Below are 3376 nucleotides of genomic sequence, written 5' to 3' on the forward strand. Positions count from 1 at the left end.
CGCCAGCCCCGTCGCCCCGCCTCTGCCGTGCGCGCGCCCCCCCCCCCCCCCCCCCACCACTGCATGCCTGACCAGGGCCGTCCGGGATGGACGGCCCTGTCGCGTTTCCCAGCGGGACGGGCCCGCGCCCCGGACGGCCACCACCACCGCCGTACCGAGGAGACAACCCGCATGACCGCCACGACCGCCCACCCCGTCGCTGCCGCCGTTCCCGCTCCCGTTCCCGCTCCCGTCGCGGCTCCGGCGGCCCGCCGCGTCCTGACCGGCGACCGCCCCACCGGCCCGCTCCACATCGGCCACTACTTCGGCACCCTGCAGAACCGGGTCCGCCTCCAGGACCAGGGCGTCGAGATGTTCATCGTCGTCGGCGACTACCAGGTCATCACCGACCGGGACATCGCCGACCGGCTCGCCGAACACACCGAGAACCTCGTCCTCGACAACCTCGCGGCCGGCCTCGACCCCGACCGCGCCACGATCTTCGCGCACAGCCGCGTCCCCGCCCTCAACCAGCTGCTGCTGCCCTTCCTCAGCCTGGTCAGCGTCGCCGAACTGAGCCGCAACCCCACCGTCAAGGACGAGATCGCCCACTCCAGCCAGGCCGCCGTCAGCGGACTGATGTTCACCTATCCCGTCCACCAGGCCGCCGACATCCTCTTCTGCAAGGCCGGCCTCGTCCCCGTCGGCCAGGACCAGCTGCCCCACCTCGAAGTGGCCCGCACCATCGCCCGCCGCTTCCACGAGCGCTACCCGCACGCCGACGGCACCGCCGTCTTCCCCCGCCCCAAGGCCGTGCTCTCCGACGCGCCGCTCCTCCTCGGCACCGACGGCGGCAAGATGAGCAAGAGCCGGGGCAACGCTGTCTTCCTCGGCGCCTCCGAGGACGAGACCGCCCGGCTGATCCGCGGCGCGAAGACCGACACCGACCGGCACATCGCCTACGACCCGGCGAACCGGCCCGAGGTCGCCAACCTCGTCCTGCTGGCCGCCCTCTGCCAGGGCCGGGCACCCGAGGACGTCGCCGCCGAACTCGGAGACGGCGGCGCGGCCGCGCTCAAGCGCACCGTCACGGAGTCCGTCAACGAGTTCTTCCGCCCGATCCGCGCCCGCCGCGCCGCGCTCGCCGCCGACCGCGGCCACCTCCGCCAGGTGCTGCGCGACGGAGCCGAGCGCGCCAACGCCATCGCGGACGCCACCCTCGCCGAGGTCAGGGAGGTCATGGGGTCGGTCTGAGGACGACGGGGCATACCACTTGCGGCGGGCCCCGCCGGATCCGACCGCACCTCACCCCCTCACGCTCCGACGCCCGCACCCTGGAAGGATCCCGGCCATGGACCAGCACCCGACCACGCCCGCCCGAGGGCTGACCCGTCCGCCGCAGCTCCGTCCGGGGGACCACGTCGTCGTGGTCGCCCCCAGCGGCCCGATCGACCCCGAGCGGCTCACCGCCGGGACCGCGATCCTGCGCTCCTGGGGGCTGCGGGTCACCGTCGCCCCGCACGTCCTCGACACCCACCCCGCCCTCGGCTACCTGGCCGGCACCGACGCCGACCGGGCCGCCGACCTGCAGGACGCCTGGCTCGACCCCACCGTCGACGCCGTCGTCTGCGCCCGCGGCGGCTACGGCGTGCACCGCGTCGTCGACCTCCTCGACTGGGCAGCGATGCGCCGCGTCCCACCCAAGGTCCTCATCGGCTTCAGCGACGTGTCCTCCCTGCACGAGGCGTTCGCCCAGCGGCTCGGCCTCGCCACCCTCTACGGGCCGATGTGCGCGGCAGCCTCCTTCATCGAGGACGCCCCCACCGCCGAACACCTGCGCCGCACCCTCTTCGAGCCCGCCACGACCACCGTCCTCACCGGACCGGCCGCCGCACCGCTCGTCCCCGGCCGGGCCCGCGGCGTCACGGCCGGCGGCTGCGTCCACGTCCTCGCGGCCGAGCGGGGCACGCCCGCCGCCCGGCCCTCCTTCGCGGGCGCCATCCTGATCCTCGAAGACGTGAACGAGCACCCGTACCAGCTCGACCGCCTCCTCACCCAGTTCCTCCGCTCCGGCGCCCTCGACGGCGTGGCCGGCATAGCCCTCGGCTCCTGGGAGGGCTGCGGGCGACCGGACCGGGTCCGCGAGGTGATGCTCGACCGCCTCGGCCCGCTCGGGGTGCCCGTGCTGTGGGAACTGGGCTTCGGCCACTGCCCCTCCACCCTCACCGTCCCGCTCGGGGTCCCGGCCGTGCTCGACGCCGACGCGGGAACGCTGACCCTGGAGGTGCCGGCCCTCGCCGCCCGGTGAGGCGTCGGCAGCGGAGAAGCGAGCGGCCCGGGCCGGGGCGGGACGGATGAGTAGGGTGCGGCCATGAACGAGGACCGCCTCACCGCCCTCGCCCTCGGACTCCTCCGGGGCCCGGGCAGCAACGCCCGTACGATCCTCGGACTCACCGGCCCTCCCGGGGCCGGCAAGTCCACCCTGGCCCGGCACCTGGTCGCCGAGGTCGAGCGCGCCGAGGGCCCGGGCAGCGCCGCCTACGTCCCAATGGACGGCTTCCACCTCTCCGCCGCCCAGCTCGACCGCCTGGGCCTCACCCACCGCAAGGGCGCACCCGCCACCTTCGACACCCACGGCTACGTCGCGCTGCTGCGCCGCATCGCCGCCGACCGCTTCCAGGACATCTACGTCCCCGACTTCGACCGCACCCTCGACGAACCGGTCGCCGCCCGCCACGTCGTCCGTCCGCAGGCCCGCCTCGTCATCACCGAGGGCAACTACCTCGCCTCCACCGACGCTCCCTGGCCGGACGCCCGCCGACTGCTCCGCGAACTCTGGTACGTCGAGACCGACGACGCCCTCCGCGAGGAACGCCTCCTGCGCCGCCACCGCGACGGAGGCCGGGACGAGCCCACCGCACGGCGTTGGGTCACCGGGAACGACCACCCGAACGGCGAACACGTGAAGGCGGGCCGCCCGCTCTGTACCCGGACGGTCCCCGGCACGGGTTTGCCCGGAGCGCCGAACAGGGGTAGTGTTCTCTAGTCGCTCGGCAGGGAGCACCGGACACGCATCGGCGCGGACGGTCCCGGGGCGGCCAATCCTCTGAAACACCACTTCCCGACTGTGGGCCGGGTCGCGTCTTGTCGCGGCTCGGTGCGTATTCGGCGTGCGCGTTTTATTGGATTGCGGTCGGACTTCGGCTGGATTCGCTTTTCGGAGCGGGGATCGGCTAGAGTTTGAAACGTCGGACGGGGCGTCAAGTCCCGGAAGACACCGGCGAGTTGGATGACGAAGCCCTGGAAAACGGAGCGGAAAACATCTGATAAGCTGGAAACACGAAAGAACGAAGCGCCCGGAGGGCCCGCTGGAAGGCGGCTCGAAGGAAGCGTCCGT

The 3376-nt window shown here is 73.4% G+C and carries 3 protein-coding genes; all 3 read left to right on the top strand.

Annotated features, from left to right (window positions below; all coding sequences use genetic code 11):
* Positions 1 to 171: 171 nt before the first annotated feature.
* The 3 genes from trpS (at position 172) to ACFV4G_RS42185 (ending at position 3025) form a co-directional block, all read left to right on the top strand.
* A complete protein-coding gene (trpS, locus tag ACFV4G_RS42175; RefSeq protein WP_380448717.1) occupies positions 172 to 1233 on the top strand; it encodes a tryptophan--tRNA ligase in 1062 nt (353 codons plus the stop codon).
* Positions 1234 to 1330: 97 nt separating this feature from the next.
* Positions 1331 to 2287, top strand: a complete 957-nt coding sequence (locus ACFV4G_RS42180; protein ID WP_380448720.1) for an LD-carboxypeptidase — start codon at positions 1331 to 1333, stop codon at positions 2285 to 2287.
* 63 nt (positions 2288 to 2350) lie between these two features.
* Entirely contained in the window at positions 2351 to 3025 is a 675-nt protein-coding gene (locus ACFV4G_RS42185) for a nucleoside/nucleotide kinase family protein (protein ID WP_380448723.1), read from the top strand.
* The last annotated feature ends 351 nt before the right edge of the window (positions 3026 to 3376 follow it).

The sequence above is a fragment of the Kitasatospora sp. NPDC059747 genome, from assembly GCF_042732955.1.
Classification (GTDB): Bacteria; Actinomycetota; Actinomycetes; order Streptomycetales; family Streptomycetaceae; genus Kitasatospora.

Coding starts and splice junctions, on each gene's coding strand:
- trpS (WP_380448717.1), top strand. CDS start 172: ATGACCGCCACGACCGCCCACCCCGTCGCTGCCGCCGTTCCCGCTCCC.
- ACFV4G_RS42180 (WP_380448720.1), top strand. CDS start 1,331: ATGGACCAGCACCCGACCACGCCCGCCCGAGGGCTGACCCGTCCGCCG.
- ACFV4G_RS42185 (WP_380448723.1), top strand. CDS start 2,351: ATGAACGAGGACCGCCTCACCGCCCTCGCCCTCGGACTCCTCCGGGGC.